Below are 14,243 nucleotides of genomic sequence, written 5' to 3'. Positions count from 1 at the left end.
TATAACGCTCGGGCCAAGATGGATAGCCGGTGGCGCGCCGATCCTATTAACAGAGATCTCTTTATTGAAATCTTAAAAGAGCCTGAAGGAGTCAGGCGCGCATGTCAACTCATGAATCGCACTAGTGTTTTAGGCCGCTATCTACCTGCATTCAGAAGCATCGTTGGACAAATGCAGCATGATTTATTTCATGTCTATACGGTACATCAACACATCTTGATGGTTTTACGCAACGTACGCCGCTTTATGGTTGTAGAACATACCCATGAATTCCCGTTCTGTAGCAGCTTGATTGCGCATTTCGAAAAGCCTTGGTTGCTTGTCATTGCCGCTCTATTTCATGACATTGCAAAAGGTCGCGGCGGAGATCACTCGTCACTTGGTAAAGCAGACATACATAAGTTTGGAATGTCTGGTAAGGCAAGCTCTTAGAGACCTTTATCGGGCAACGCTGAGAGTATTGGGTGGCGCTAAACCTGATGCGTCTTCAGAATTGGCCCAACACCCAGAAGAATCCAGAGCTAAGCTTCGCCTCCATGGTATTCATGATGATGCCTATGAGGATTTATGGAAGCAGTTAGATGTGACCTTCTTCTTGAGACAAGACTCCACTGATATTGCATGGCTCATAACATCATCCAGCTTGTGGAGTTTGAATTATCAGCTGCTATCACTAATAGCGAGCCTTTACCAAATCCGAGCATGGGGCGTCTGTCGAGACAATCGCGTACTTTCCCAATTCAACCTCGGGTGCACATGGTTCCAGATGATCGCGGACGCTATTACACTACACACTCGCACTCTCAGCAAGTGACCGCACAGGCTTGCTTGACACCATATCTAGAGTATTAGCAAAGCATCAGGTATCCATTCATACCGCCAGAATCAATACATTAGGCGAAAGAGTAGAAGATGTGCGGCTACTAGACGCACAAACCTTGGCAAGAATCCAAAGCTACAGATACAACTAGAGACAGAGCTATTAGAGGCCTTGGGTGCTTAAGCCTATTTGGCTAGTGTGGATTTTTGAAATTGACTAAATAATTGAGTGCAAAGAAATATTATCTCCGCTGCCGCCGTCATTTCGTTTGGACTCAATGGCACAGCAGCAAACTGATGATCTGCTTTAGTTTGTAAAAATATTTCAAAAAAATATAACCGCTGACTTTAAATCCATTGCACTTACTTACCGCATCTAAATAAAGGTCACGCTCTGCCGAAATCAATTTACCAGTACCCCTGCCATCTTGAATCCATAAATTCACTTTTGACTGCGCTTCAATATTTTCCAACATCGCCGCATAGCGCTCTGGTGTCATGTTGCCAGCGAAAAAACTGGAAATATAAATTGGTACTGGCATGACTTTATTTAAATCATTGACTTGGCGAGTCAGATACTTGGTTAATTCAGTTCGAGCCGACAATTCTCGTCACTGACGATCATCAATCTCAAGCGAAAGATACCATCCAGAGATAATTCCTTTGGGTAAAGTCTTAGACCATTTAATAGCCATTTCTCAGTTAGCTTGATTCATCTTCCTAAAATAACCACCCAATATTGAAGGCGGTTGCTTTAATCTCGCAAAAATTGCAGGATCTCCTGCAAGACCCACAATCAATTTCAAGTTTGCCTGGGATGCCTGGATCATTCGATCTTTTAACCACTCTTGGGTTTGATTGAGAGGAAAATGCATCTCCATAAAGAGTATGACTAAATCAGATTGCTGAGTCTAAAGAAAATACCCTTCTTGAATAGTGAATGCTATGCAACACAATAAAACCATCAGAAGATGACGCATTACCAACACCCTCTTAAACTGAGAAAAACTGCACTTTTGTCGGTTAGAGAAGTTTTAAAAGCATATTGATACTCTAAACCAATAAGGATCTTACTTGGGTAGGCGTTATATTTGCTCTGGCCTTGCCAAATATTCCATCTGGCACCAATCCTAAGGCGCTCATCAATACCATTAGCCTCATTTAAGCTAGTCCATTGCAAATGTGCATATGGTTCGATGGTCTGACCCTCTTCAATTTTTTGATGGTAACTCAGTCGGCAGTCTGCCACCAACGAAGTGACTGATGTAGCTAAATAATGAGCAGCATCCAAATATAAATTTTGTGCAACCCAGCCTGTGCTATTAGCGTGCCAATCATCACTATACCTCCCTGAATTTAAGAAAGATGCGCTTGCGCGAAACATGGCTGAAGTTTGCGTATATTGCCCTTTATCCAAAGGAACCTGCTCTTCAACTGCCAAATTGAGTACGTAGTCTGAAAAGAGCTTCCAACGCAATCCGCCTGCAATCATGGAGGCATAATAAATTGGAAGCGGAGAGTTATTTACGCCCCCTCCCGCAAATATACGCGTATAAGCAGAGACAGAGGGCTGAATAGCTACAGCCCCCGCATCAAATCATCCAATGCTTTACATGGATTGGATTGAATCTTTAATTGAGCTACAAGCCACCAATAATGGTCATTTTTCTTGCCATTTCTTTGCTCATAGATATGGATATCCATTTTCTTAATTCTCTTGCGTCACCCGCTGTTTGTGCCGTAATAGCAGCAGATAAAATATCATCAGGAGTCATTTGCTTTAATGGAATGGAATTCCATGCTGTTAAAGCGCGCGTATAGTTTTTTGTTTTCAAGGCTTGATATGCAATTACTCTCTCATGATCAGGATTTGGAGAAAGCTCCTCGGCCCTCTCACAGGCGAACTCATTCATTCCCGGTACATTATCTCGATAGCAATACCATAAGCTTGTCCAGTCACTTGCAGGGTTCTTAGCTCAGGAGTATCTAGTGGAGTAATTAATTTTTCCAAGTAAGCCACTGGTATGTTATCCGGGTTATTCTTTAAGAGAAGAATCAGACGATTTATTAATTCGATTCGCTGTGAATAGCTTGCTCTCTTAAAGGGATAGGCCTCGAATAACAATTCAATTGCCTGATGCTCACCGTTTTCATTGGTTAATTGATCACTCAGGTGATCTAAAAAGCCTGGCTGATAATCCAACAAAAGTTCTGACTGTTCAGACAAATTAGTCAGCAATAAGTCGATCCAACTTCTTTCATCAAATGCATTATCAAAACTATTTTTTGTCTTTAATATCTGCCAAAAACTGTGCTGGATCCTCTTCTTGAAGTGCCTTTAATCGCTTTAGCTCTTCATTTTGTAATTCTTGATTGACAATTTTTAGCCTTTCTAAGGCTATCGTGTTATTCGCATTTACTTTTAGCCCCTCACTTAGCGAGACCGAGGCAGCGAGGTAGTCTTTTTCCTGCACCAGTGTGTTGGATAGTCTTTTTAAAACTTGAGTATCTGCTGGGGTAATCTTAATTTGTGTCTCTAAAACTTCAATAGCCAAAGAATAGTCATTCTCTTTTATCTATACATTAGCAAGATAGAGAGTAGTTACAGGACTTTTGGGCGCAATTTTTCGAGCTCGAATCAATTCTTTGATTGCTCTTTGGCCATCCCCCTGATCTCAAGCTTTTAAACCTCGATCAATGTGTGGATAAATCAAAAATTTTTGATCAGAGCTAACTCCCCCAACCCTAAATCAATTTTGCTAGCCTCCTTGAGCAAAAGAGGCACCAACGGATAAGAAAAAACAGGTGAATACCAGAGCCCTCAAGATCGCAATTCCTGATCATTCGACCAAGAATGTATCAATTGCTGAATATCTGGCTGTAGATTTTTTTGCAGCGCTAAAGCTTTGTCTAGTTTTTCTAAACTGATAATATTTTTATCGACCAAAAAATCCCGAAGACGCATATTGGTTACAGAATGCTGTAAAAGTAAGGCACGTAACACAGCTTCATTGATATGCCCAAGGGGCACGAGTATTTCGGCAAGCAAGAGCTGCCGTTCTACATAAAAATCCCATATCTCTTTTGCTTGCTGTGCATTGAACTTGCCAACAGAAACCACTTCATCCAAAATTTTTCGTGGTTGTGTACCACCTTCTTAATGCAACCGTAACCTGTCCTTTGGGAACTATAACATAAGCAATTGGACAATAAATCTTACGGCTAATTGCTGCTATCGAAATAGGATCTATGGCTGTTTCACTAGCAACTATCAGCGCATTAGGCTCTCGCCTAATTGGCAGAATTGCATAATGCAGCGCTACTGACGCTGGGATACTACGAATTAATTCCTCAAGAATAGTGTAACCATCTATGGTCTCGGTTGCGACACCAGCTTGAATGGCCAACGCATCTGCCAATTCTGTTGAAGTCAAAATACCTGCATGTACCAATACACTGCCAATTTTCATTCCAGTTTTTATGTCCAAGCACTGTATCTACCTGCTCACGAGAAATAGCGCCTTGAGTTATAAGGATTTCACCAAGCTTCTTCCGCTCTTTATTTTCCAATCCAATCGAAGGAAAATCGTGAGTAGCTTGATCCCAAGCAATCCGATGAACGTCACCGTGCTCTAAAACTTGCTTCACAGCTTTTCTGCTTACCATGAAATTAATGTAATTACCCCAAAGCAACCTTGGAACTGAGAGCAAGTCCTGCGTAAGACCATAAAAAGAAGATACAAAAAATATTCTTTGAAGAATTCGATTCATCATCAAAAAGAAATTGAGCCATAAGAAACCCATTAGCCATTCGCTAAACTCAAAAATGGATAAAAAACGATAGGCGTTCGGCCATAAATTCTAATACATCCAAAGCAGAATAAGCTGTATCAAAATGATCGTGGCCATAAAGCTAACAAAATTTGTTATTGCACCCTTGCGGTCACGCCAAAAAAAATAATTTAAGATGGGGTTCAATGTCCAGCGATGGGTTTTATACCCCCGAAATACAATTCCAGTAATCCAACGCGACTTTTGCCTAATGGCAGTGGCCAAAGTATCTGGAAAATATTCCCGCACACAAATCACATTTGATTTACGCCATGCCCTCTCGTATGGATAGACTGGGATCTGAATAAGATTATTCTTGGGTAAGAGGTAATTGAAAAGCCTTAATTCAAAAAAAGGAGGTGGGAAAGCAGATCTTCTGAATCGTGCAAAATGAATCCTGAAAATTCCAAGCTGGCTTGTACTTCAAATTGCAATACGGCATCAAGAACATTATTGAAGCAATCTGCCTTACTGGTTGGCCCCGGTCGTGCACATAGGACTTTATGAACGTTCGGAAATACTGCACAAACCCTACAACGTCTAACTGAGTTTCTGGATCATTGGGATACGCGCCCACAAAAATATGGTAATTCTCATGGTCGAGCGTATAACCGCAGCTAGCTCAGCCATCTTATCGATGACACCTGTTTCGTGCCATGCAGGAACCATAGTAGAAAAAATATCAACTACATACATAACTAAATACTTAATTTACTTTTTAATACATCACTAATTCTTTGACTTGCTAAGCCGTCACCAAAAGGTATAGAGCAGGACTCTTTAGTAAAGCAGTGACCTCTTCAATTAATCTTGTTCCACTGATACCAATCCACTTGGCGCACCCCGCTGCCACTGCTTCAGGCCGTTCTGTCTCTCTCCTAAGCACCAGGACTGGCACGTGAAAAGTTGGGGCCTCCTCTTGTATTCCTCCAGAGTCAGTCAGAATTAACCAAGCATCAGCGATTGCTTGCTGCATCTCAAGATATCCTAGGGGTCTACCAAACTTACGTGTGGGAAGTCGCCCACTATCGGAATGACTGATTTCTTGACAACAGGATGCAGATAGACTGGAAATAAAACATTAAGCTCTAAATGGGTTTTTGCCAAAGTAGCAATAGCCCTACAAGCCTCCTCTATATCGCTCCCTCAATTTTCTCTTCTGTGCATATAGTGACCAAGAGATTTTTTCCTAAGCTATCTTGCGTGTGAATTGCGTATTTCTTGATTACCCAATGCTGGGCATCTACCACGGTATTGCCAGTAATAAAAATTTTGTTAGTAGGCATGTCCTTCCGAGTCAATGCTGCATAACCTACTTGCGTTGGAGTAAAATGAAAATTGCTAATACGTGTCAACATCTGACGTAGCCCTTCCTCAGGAAATGGTCTACTTAAGTCATAAGTTCTTCAACCTGCTTCGACATATGCAATGGGGATGCGCTGATAAAAAGCAGATAAACCCCCAAGAAACGTACTCTCAGTATCACCTTGCGCAATTACTACGCCCCATTTTTCCTGGTCCATCACCACATCAAGCTGCTGGCGACATCCAATGCTAAATTCTGATAGGGAACTTCCCGCTCTTGTTAAAACAATATCAGGGGCAATATCGAAGCAAGACAAAATTTGATCGACCATTTCTTGGTGTTGGCCAGTGTGCAACCACCTTACTTCACACCAGGTTTGCGTCCATAAAAAATGGTAAACCGGCGCTAATTTAATAATTTCTGGGCGCGTCGTCCCACAAACGATTAGAATTTTTACAGGCATCAAAGTCATACAGACCCTAAAAATTAAAAGATTGCAATCAATACAATCTTCTATCCGATCTCAGAAGATGACTCGATAAATAGAATTAATTTCGTTATTGTAGCGAATATTGACCTAGAACTACTGAAAAGGCATGGCAGATAAAGCTTTTTAAGTGCCTAGCTTGGTGCAAAGCTTGGAAAAAATTTTAATCGATTGAATTTACCGAATAAATGAGAGCATCTGCGCTTCATCAATCACTGGCACGCCCAACTCTTCAGCTGTTGAGAGTTTGCTACCAGCATCTACTCCAGCAACAACATAATCCGTTTTCTTGGAAACTGATCCAGCGACCTTGGCTCCTGCTTTCTCCAAAAGATCCTTTGCCTCGTCACGAGTAAGAGTTGGAAATGTCCCCGTAAGGACAAAGGTTTTACCGGCGACTGCTGCGCTAATCTCCTTTTCTTCAACCGCGAGCTGCATACCTGATGACAATAGCTGCTCAATCACTTCGCGGTTATGAGCTTCCTGCATAAAGCTGATGATAGAGTCTGCAACTACCGGGCCCACATCTTTCACTGTTAACAAATCATCCATGCTGGCATCCATTAGGGAATGCATAGACTGGTAATGGTTCGCCAGATCTTTCGCGGTAGTCTCGCCAACGTGACGAATCCCCAAAGCAAAGATAAATCTAGCTAAGGTTGTATTTCTGGATTGATTAATGGCCTGAATCAGATTATCGGCCGATTTTTCACCCATACGCTCTAAGTTTGCGAGTGCAGTAAACCCCAACCTATATAGGTCTGCAGGAGTGCTTACAAGATTTTGATCCACTAACTGATCCACAATCTTTTCTCCTAAACCCTCAATATCCATTGCCCTTCTATGAGCAAAATGAATCAGGGCCTGTTTGCGCTGTGCGCCGCAGAAAAGACCGCCACTGCAACGAGCTACCACTTCATCTGCTAAACGCTCAATATGAGAAGCACACACTGGGCAGTTTGTTGGCATCACAAAAACTTGAGCATCTGCCGGGCGGCGATCCTTAATCACTGATACAACCTCTGGTATCACATCACCTGCACGCCTGACAGAAATAATATCGCCAATGCGCACATCTTTGCGTTTCACTTCATCTTCATTGTGCAGTGTGGCATTTGTCACGGTGACTCCACCGACCTCTACTGGTGCTAGTCCAGCAACTGGAGTAATAGCCCCCGTACGACCTACTTGCACATCAATACCCAAGACCGTAGTTAATGCTTCTTGAGCGGGGTATTTATGAGCCAATGCAAATCTAGGTGCTCGAGAAACAAAGCCTAACTTATCTTGTTCTGCAAATGAATTGACTTTGTAAACAACACCATCAATGTCATAGGGCAAGAAGTCTCTTTTGGCGCCAATCTCATGATAAAAAGCAAGAATCTGATCCACAGAGTGAAGTACTCTACGCTCAGAACATACTGGCAAACCCAAATCTACGTAAGCGTTTAGCAACTCCTCATGGGTTTTAGGTAGCCACGACTGAGGCTCAAGCGCACCTAGGCCGTAAACAAAGAAAGACAGTGGTCTCTTGGCAGTGATCTTTGAATCTAATTGACGAAGGCTACCTGCTGCTGCATTACGGGGATTAGCAAACTCTTTGTCACCTAACTCTGCGGCTTGTCGATTCATTTTTTCGAAGTCTTTGAGATACATAAAAACTTCACCGCGCACTTCAAGAACTTGGGGAATATTTTTACCGGTAAGCTTGAGTGGAATAGCGCGAATGGTTTTGATGTTCGCTGTAACATTCTCGCCACTGGCTCCATCACCACGCGTAGCTGCAGTTACCAGAGAGCCATTTTCATAACGAAGTGAAATAGCTAAACCGTCAAACTTCAATTCACCCGCATAAGTGACATGATCGGCACTAAGGGCTTCACGACAACGACGATCAAAAGCAATGAGCTCAGCATCTTCAAATGCATTATTTAAAGAGAGCATTGGTACCACATGCGTTACAGAATCAAATTCTTTTAAAGCAACACCGCCTACTCGTTGAGATAGTGATTCCGGGCTAATCCATTCGGGATGAGCTACTTCGATATCAAGCAACTCTCGGTAAAGTTGATCGTATCCAATATCTGGAAGCAGTGGATTATCCAAAACATAATATGCATGCTCTAAGCGCGCGAGTTCGGCTTGCAAGAATGCATAACGCTCCGCTAAATTTGTCGGACTAGTAGATGACAAAGTGATTTCCTAGCTAAAGAGTCTGCTAGCTGTAGAAGATCCAGCAGGTACACCAGTTTTCTCAAGATTGGCATAAAGTACATCGAGATGCTGACGAATACTAATCACAGCCGCTTCGCTCAAACTCATACCATTGTCGTCAACCAAACGTCCATGAGCTGCTTGTGCGATTTCAACACCCTCAGCCAGCATTCTTTCAAATGCACGCTCGTCTTGTGGAACCAAAGGCACTTCAAGCAATAGAGTCATTTGACCCACTGATTTATTGGGATCTAGATCATCACTATTGAAAAGGACTACGCTTTTACTAGGGTATTCATATTGACGACCATTGCGAGCCAGCTTGAAGCCGCGTTGACGCATAAGGGCGTCAAAATTGCCCCTTGGACATGGCTCATCAAACAGTACATTAATGCTCAACTGAATGTCACTCTCTGCTGCCATCACATCTAACTCTTTGGCGCCATCTAACATCGCACTCACACTTGGCATGTCGATTTGTGACCCCAAGGTTTCGGCTAGCGATTGAGCGCGAGAACAAAAGTCTGACAATTCCAAAACGCCAATCGGACCCTTACGGCTAGCCAACTGAATTGCCAGTTGTAAGTCGGAGTATTTTGATTCTGGATGCAATTCTTCCCAGTCTTCAGCAACATCAAGATTTGTATTGAGTCCTTCACACATCCAGCGCGCCGTTGATTGAGCTTCTAAATCGGTCCAGGCTTTAATCTCTTCTAAGATTTCAGATCCGCTAATGGGCTCGTCAAAGCGAAGTGTGATGACACAATCTATACGATGATCAATTGAAAACTTTTCTGAGGCTGAAATAATGCCTAACTGAGCCTCACTGAAACCCGGCTCTTGACGCGTATCCCCATCGGCAAAGCCTTGGGTGAAACTGAGCTCTCGAGCAAAGCGACTGTCTGCAGGATTTTCAGATTGCTCTTTTGCCTTACGGCGAGCGCGAGCATAACGAATATTTAAAACAGCAACCGATATCAGAATAAATAAACCAATAACAGCTAATGCCCATTGCAAATCAGACAAGCCCAACATCGTCATGATTTGTTCTACGTACACTTAGAGGCTGCCTCCGCCATCGATACTGCAGAAGAAATATCCACCGCAACAATGCGGGACACTCCCTGCTCTTGCATCGTAACTCCAATCAATTGATGAGCAATTTCCATCGTGATCTTGTTATGAGAAATAAATAAAAACCGTGTCTTATCTGACATTTTGGCAACGAGATGGGCATAACGCAAGGTATTCGCATCATCCAGGGGAGCATCAACCTCATCAAGCAAGCAGAAAGGAGCCGGGTTCAAAAGGAAAAGTGAGAAAACCAAGGCAATAGCAGTCAGTGCTTTTTCTCCTCCCGAGAGGAGATAAATAGAGCTGTTCTTCTTACCTGGAGGCTGCGCCATCACTTGCACACCGGAATCCAAAATTTCCTTACCAGCCATCACCAGTTCAGCATGGCCACCACCAAAAAGCTCAGGGAAGAGTTTTCCAAAATGTCCGTTGACTTGATCAAAGGTGTCTTGCAATAAATCGCGTGTTTCAGCATCAATCTTAGCAATGGCATCTGTCAAGGTTTGCATTGCTTCATTTAAGTCGGCAGATTGCGCATCCAAGAACTGCTTACGCTCACGGGAACTGGATAACTCATCAAGGGCGGCCATATTGACTGGACCCAATGACTGAATCTCCGTATTTAAACGATTCACTTCATTTTGCAACGCCCCGACCTTGAAATCAGGACTAAAACTTGCCTCTAAGGCGGTGAGATCTGCCTCAGCATCTACTAACAAAATTGCAAATTGTTCAAAATTCAAACGTGCAGCTTGTTCGCGTAATTGTAAAGCAACCACTTTGTCGCGCATTGGTTGCAGGCTACGCTCCACTTGCATGCGCGACTCATCAGCTTCACGCAATTGGTGTAACAGCGCATCTTGCTCTGTACGAGCATTTGCCAATGCAGCTTCGCGCGCACTGCGAGCTAATAACAAGCCTTGTAATTTCTCTTGCGCCTCTTCATCACACAAGGTTTCTAACTCTTGTGTGGCAGCATCATACTTACCCTGAATTTCCATGATCTGAGTACGTGCGGTACTTTGATCACGCTGTAAATCCGTGATGCGTTGCTGTAAAGAATGGGTTGCAAAAGCGGCTTCTTGAGCAGCCATCTCAGCAGCTCGAAGTGACTCACGCAAACGATCGCGCTCTTCTGCTGAGCGCTCTAGCCGCTCTTGCGCCACGTGCATTACTTCTTGCAAACCTTGTTTTATCTCTTCCGATGCAAGCAACTCTGCAGCAGACTGTTCTTGAGTTTGACTTAAATGCTCCATTTGCTGGCGCAACTCACTTAACTCACCCTGAATCTGCGCTGCGCGTTGACTATATTGCTCTTCAGCTTGTGTTAACTGCATTCTCTCCACTTCAAAGCCATGTGCCTCTTGTACTGCAAGCTCGGCATTGTCACGAGCCTGCTCGGCTGCTTGATGGGCTGCCTGATAATTAGCTACGCATTGATCGAGCTCACCCTTTAATTCGCTCTGCATCAATTGCAGAGCGCGCAATTCCTTTTCGAGACTTTCCATCTCTTGAGCGCGCGCTAGCATACCCGCTTGCTCAGAATCTGCTGCATACAATTGGACGCCAACACGACTGACTAAATGACCTTGCTGGGTAACAAATGCGCCACCAGCCGGTAACTTTTCACGGCGATGCAAAGCATCCTCGAGACTATTTGCGATATAGATATTGTCTAGCCACTCTTGTAATACCGAAGTTAATCTCGGAGCGCCCGCACTTTGCACACGACTTAATAATGGTGTGAAATCTGCTGAAGCTGAGGTATGAGCCGGAGTAATTTCTTCAGTAAGCAGAATTGCCAAACGACTAGGAGGGGCATCATGAGCTAGGGCCAATGTTTCTTGCACGCTTTTTGCTGTAACAGCAGCCAAACGCTCACGCAATACTGATTCCAAGGCGGCTTCCCAGCCACTTTCCACTTTTAATTCTTGCCAAAGACGCTTACTCTCTTTAAGGCCCTTACTCTCGAGCCAAGGACCAATCTTTCCCTGCGCCTGAACACTAGCCTGTAAAGCAGTCAATGCAGTTAGCTTCGCCTCGGTCTGAGCCAAATCTTGGTTAGCTTCTTGTATTGTCTGTTGGGCAGCATTGCGAGCTTCATCAGCTGAAGGTACACGCTGCTGAGTTTCAATGGCACGATGCTTTGCTTCATCCACTTTACGAGCGGCCATAACTTGGCGATCAATTGCCATTTGTAATGCTTCTGCATCAGGACGACGTGAACCATTTAATTCAATGGTCAGACGACTTTCTCGACCTTGTAATTCATCGGATTGAGCCGACATTGAACGAAGACGCTCACCCAAACTTGCCAGACGTTGTTCGATCGTGGCTAGTGAATCACGTGCGTTGTTCAACGCACGTGATGCGTGTTGATATGCCTCTTCACGACTTGGCATCTGTTCTTGCAAACCATTTAAATCCGCCAGTAATGTTTGCTCTTTTGCAGCCGCTAGAGAAAGTGCGTGCTCAGTAGTACGTTGGGCTTGAGCTGCATCCGTTTCTTGCACAGTCCAACGTTGAAGTTGTGCTTGCAAATCTTGAGTCTGCTGTTGCAGACGTTGACGTGCTACTTGCACATAATGAATCTGTGATTCAACTTGGCTCACCTCAGCATTTGTCTGATACAAATCACCTTGTGCTTGTGAAGCCTTATCCTGTAGAGCGTACTGCTGGGTACGCATAGTCTCCAGCTCAGCCTCAGCATGACGAAGCTTAGCGGTCTGTTCTTCTAAGCCGACCTGGGTGTCATGAATTCCATTTGCATGACGCTCCTGCTCTTTACCTGCCTCGGTTTGACGCACAAACCACAACAGTTGTTGTTGTGATTTCATTTGCGCAGAAAGTTCAGCATGACGCTCGGCTACAGTCGCTTGCTTTTCTAGGCGAGTTAACTGTTGATCAAGTTCACGCAAAATATCTTCAACGCGTGTTAAGTTTTCTACGGTATCTTCTAAACGAGCTACTGTTTCTTTACGACGCTCTTTATATTTTGAAACACCAGCAGCCTCTTCCAAAAAAACGCGGAGCTCTTCAGGCTTTGCTTCTAAAATTCGATTGATTGTACCCTGACCAATAATAGCGTAACCTCTTGGACCCATACCAGTACCCAAGAAAATATCTTGAATATCTTTACGACGAACTACTTGGTTATTAACGTAGTAACTAGAATTACCGTCACGAGTCAAAACCCGTTTAATACCCAATTCTGTAAAAGCACTCCACTGACCCTGAGCTCTTCCTTCAGAATTATCAAAAATGAGTTCCACGCTGGCACGCCCAGAGGGTTTGCGTAAGCCAGAGCCATTAAAAATGACGTCCTGTATTGATTCACCACGCAATTCGCTAGCGCGGGATTCACCTAAAACCCAGCGGACGGCGTCAATAATGTTCGACTTTCCGCAACCGTTGGGGCCCACAACGCCAATGAGTTGGCCTGGCATTTCAAAATGAGTTGGGTCTACAAAAGACTTAAAGCCAGAAAGTTTGATGGATTCCAGTTGCACGGCGTACTTTGCAGGGAAAAAAGAGGTTCAAATAAAGGGCTAAAAATTAAAGCCAAAGTAGGAAGATGATAGCAAGCGTAAGGGTCCTTGGACGCGTTTTTTGCCCCATCTATATAATGAAACAATTACCCCCAGAGACAAAATCCCTTAACAATCTCATAGTTAACTTAAAAGCATGAGCCAATCACCACAAAACATCATAGAACTTGCCTGGGAAAACCGTGCAAACCTGTCCCCAGATAGCACCCCTGGAGATGTCCGTAATGCCGTGAATGCGGTCTTAGAAGGCCTCAATGCGGGGACTATTCGCGTAGCCGAGCGCCGCGCTGTAGGCAAGTGGGAAGTCAACCAATGGGTGAAGAAGGCTGTTTTGCTCTCTTTCCGCTTAGAAGACAACAAACCGATGAGTGCTGGTGGCTACACCCAGTTCTATGACAAGGTTCCTAGCAAATTCGAAAACTACACTGCCGCTGATTTTGCTGCCGGTGGTTTCCGAGTGGTCCCTCCTGCCGTTGCCCGTTTCGGGTCATTTATTGGAAAAAATGCTGTTTTAATGCCTTCATACGTCAATATTGGCGCTTATGTAGGCGAAGGAACGATGGTCGATACCTGGGCGACCGTAGGCTCATGCGCTCAAATCGGCAAAAATGTGCACCTTTCCGGCGGCGTTGGTATCGGTGGCGTTTTGGAGCCAATTCAAGCAGGTCCAGTGATTATTGAAGATAACTGCTTCATTGGTGCACGCTCCGAGATTGTTGAAGGCGTGGTGATCGAAGAAAATGCTGTTTTATCGATGGGCGTCTACATTGGTCAAAGCACCAAGATCTATGATCGCGAAACTGGTGAAGTGCACTATGGCCACGTTCCAGCAGGCTCAGTAGTAGCTCCAGGTTCACTTCCTTCCGCATGTGGCAAATACAGCTTGTATGCGGCAGTCATTGTCAAGAAAGTTGATGCTCAAACAAGAGCGAAGACAGCCATCAACGAATTACTCCGCGATTAA

At 44.1% G+C, this 14,243-nt stretch carries 13 protein-coding genes and 2 pseudogenes; 2 read left to right on the top strand and 13 right to left on the bottom strand.

Annotated elements, in window-relative coordinates:
* Positions 1 to 207: 207 nt before the first annotated feature.
* Positions 208 to 1,003 (top strand): annotated as a pseudogene (locus DXE31_RS13100) ([protein-PII] uridylyltransferase); the annotation flags it as partial.
* Positions 1,004 to 1,094: 91 nt separating this feature from the next.
* Here the strand turns inward: DXE31_RS13100 and DXE31_RS06480 are convergent.
* From DXE31_RS06480 to smc, 13 genes and pseudogenes are all read right to left on the bottom strand, one after another.
* Positions 1,095 to 1,424 (bottom strand): DUF4434 domain-containing protein, encoded by a 330-nt coding sequence (locus DXE31_RS06480; RefSeq protein WP_114698245.1) that lies wholly within the window; start codon positions 1,422 to 1,424, stop codon positions 1,095 to 1,097.
* A 374-nt stretch (positions 1,425 to 1,798) separates the two neighbouring features.
* Complete coding sequence (locus tag DXE31_RS06470) at positions 1,799 to 2,311, bottom strand: NfrA family protein (protein WP_114698243.1); 513 nt, start codon at positions 2,309 to 2,311, stop codon at positions 1,799 to 1,801.
* Between the two features lie 148 nt (positions 2,312 to 2,459).
* Positions 2,460 to 2,654 (bottom strand): hypothetical protein, encoded by a 195-nt coding sequence (locus DXE31_RS06465; RefSeq protein WP_162785557.1) that lies wholly within the window; start codon positions 2,652 to 2,654, stop codon positions 2,460 to 2,462.
* 74 nt (positions 2,655 to 2,728) lie between these two features.
* Positions 2,729 to 3,058, bottom strand: coding sequence for a hypothetical protein (locus DXE31_RS06460; protein WP_114698241.1), 330 nt, complete (start codon positions 3,056 to 3,058; stop codon positions 2,729 to 2,731).
* A gap of 40 nt (positions 3,059 to 3,098) precedes the next feature.
* On the bottom strand, positions 3,099 to 3,374 hold the full coding sequence (locus DXE31_RS06455) for a hypothetical protein (RefSeq protein ID WP_114698240.1): 276 nt from the start codon (positions 3,372 to 3,374) through the stop codon (positions 3,099 to 3,101).
* A 266-nt stretch (positions 3,375 to 3,640) separates the two neighbouring features.
* Positions 3,641 to 3,949, bottom strand: coding sequence for a hypothetical protein (locus DXE31_RS06450; RefSeq protein ID WP_114698239.1), 309 nt, complete (start codon positions 3,947 to 3,949; stop codon positions 3,641 to 3,643).
* A complete protein-coding gene (locus tag DXE31_RS06445) occupies positions 3,942 to 4,289 on the bottom strand; it encodes a GspE/PulE/PilB domain-containing protein (RefSeq protein WP_114698238.1) in 348 nt (115 codons plus the stop codon). The genes DXE31_RS06450 and DXE31_RS06445 overlap by 8 nt, the downstream gene beginning before the upstream one ends.
* Before the next feature lie 391 nt (positions 4,290 to 4,680).
* The gene (locus tag DXE31_RS12885; protein WP_174222261.1) at positions 4,681 to 4,899 is read right to left on the bottom strand and encodes a glycosyltransferase family 2 protein; all 219 of its coding nucleotides are present in this window, start codon (positions 4,897 to 4,899) and stop codon (positions 4,681 to 4,683) included.
* A gap of 496 nt (positions 4,900 to 5,395) precedes the next feature.
* A complete protein-coding gene (locus DXE31_RS06435) occupies positions 5,396 to 5,692 on the bottom strand; it encodes a UDP-N-acetylglucosamine 2-epimerase (protein WP_269460629.1) in 297 nt (98 codons plus the stop codon).
* A 91-nt stretch (positions 5,693 to 5,783) separates the two neighbouring features.
* A pseudogene (locus tag DXE31_RS11360) lies at positions 5,784 to 6,419 on the bottom strand (UDP-N-acetylglucosamine 2-epimerase).
* A gap of 201 nt (positions 6,420 to 6,620) precedes the next feature.
* Positions 6,621 to 8,636: an NAD-dependent DNA ligase LigA gene (ligA, locus tag DXE31_RS06420; protein WP_114698234.1), complete on the bottom strand. Its 2,016-nt coding sequence runs from the start codon at positions 8,634 to 8,636 to the stop codon at positions 6,621 to 6,623.
* A 9-nt stretch (positions 8,637 to 8,645) separates the two neighbouring features.
* Complete coding sequence (locus DXE31_RS06415; RefSeq protein WP_231969425.1) at positions 8,646 to 9,716, bottom strand: cell division protein ZipA C-terminal FtsZ-binding domain-containing protein; 1,071 nt, start codon at positions 9,714 to 9,716, stop codon at positions 8,646 to 8,648.
* Positions 9,707 to 13,240: a chromosome segregation protein SMC gene (gene smc, locus DXE31_RS06410; RefSeq protein WP_114698233.1), complete on the bottom strand. Its 3,534-nt coding sequence runs from the start codon at positions 13,238 to 13,240 to the stop codon at positions 9,707 to 9,709. Before smc ends, DXE31_RS06415 begins: the two co-directional genes overlap by 10 nt.
* Before the next feature lie 175 nt (positions 13,241 to 13,415).
* Here smc and dapD point away from each other — a divergent pair, with 175 nt between their 5' ends.
* On the top strand, positions 13,416 to 14,243 hold the full coding sequence (dapD, locus tag DXE31_RS06405; RefSeq protein WP_114698232.1) for a 2,3,4,5-tetrahydropyridine-2,6-dicarboxylate N-succinyltransferase: 828 nt from the start codon (positions 13,416 to 13,418) through the stop codon (positions 14,241 to 14,243).

Source organism: Polynucleobacter necessarius, from assembly GCF_900095185.1.
Lineage (GTDB): Bacteria > Pseudomonadota > Gammaproteobacteria > Burkholderiales > Burkholderiaceae > Polynucleobacter.
This window is presented reverse-complemented; position numbering and strand designations above follow the sequence as displayed.